1 protein-coding gene is annotated in these 1,034 nt (G+C 31.2%); it reads left to right on the top strand.

Annotated elements, in window-relative coordinates; genetic code table 11:
- Positions 1-703 precede the first annotated feature (703 nt).
- Positions 704-1,034 (top strand): hypothetical protein (locus tag ABZ857_RS44390; protein WP_357057015.1); only part of this gene is annotated, 331 nt, incomplete at its 3' end.

Here is a 1,034-nt window from a genome sequence, read left to right as displayed (position 1 = left end):
AAAAATCGGACGTTCTGCCTTTAGGAAAAATCCCTTGCGGTCGTGGTTACTTTGAGAGAGGACAAGACTTTGAATAGTCCTATAGGCTCATATTTTGCTTTCTAAGCCGTTTTAAAATTGTTTTGGCATTATTTATCGTCCAAACGCTAAAAGCGCAAATCATGGTATTTCTGTAAGCAATTGTGCAAGAACACAAAAAAGCACTCCTGTTTAAGTGCTTTTCTGATATTCAACCGATTGTTATTGAGATAAGACTATTTTAAAGCTCTTTTTTTAAACGAAACTTAAAACGCTTTCAATCGTTTTACTTTTAACCATGACTTATGACCTCCTCTAAAAGCACTATTCATCTGCATGCTAAAAATAGGTCAAAACTGTTAAGTTTTGACTAGCAAAAAAGACTTACCATATGTTTTTCTTGGCAAGTCTTTTTGCTTTACTTTATTTGAGATTTTATCCATTTTATTGCAGAACTTTTAGCATTATTTGTTTGAATGTCCGGACTAATAGGAAAATTTTTATAAATATTATTTGTTCTGTCTTTTACAAAAGCAGAAGTTATTTGTAATGTTGAGCCATCATATAAATAGACGGTTTGATTAGCAGAAGTATAACACATAATTTTCTGTCCACTTTTATAGTATAGCTCCAAAGATTTTGTTATGTTTCTTGTTGGACAGAAAATAGCAATGAATCAATACCAATGTGGAATCAATATACTGAACCAGAAAAGGGAGTACGTTTAAGATTTCCAACAGATATTTTTGAAACAGTCAATGACATAGGACTTTCTGAGGAACAAATGGTTCAATTAAATATACCTGTTGAACTGTTTAAGAAAAGTAATCCATTACAATATACTAAAGGACTAGCTGAAATCGAACGTGAAGATAAAGTAAAGTTTATGCCCCAAACAGTTAAACTTGCACCAATTACTTACACAAAAGATACTGAATTACTACATCCAAAAGTACACAGTGTCCATGGAACAAATATAAGTATAGAAAATAAATTAATAGGTAAATTTAAGCATA

Source organism: Microbispora sp. NPDC046933, assembly GCF_040644635.1.
In the GTDB taxonomy this organism is placed as follows: domain Bacteria; phylum Actinomycetota; class Actinomycetes; order Streptosporangiales; family Streptosporangiaceae; genus Microbispora.
This window is presented reverse-complemented; position numbering and strand designations above follow the sequence as displayed.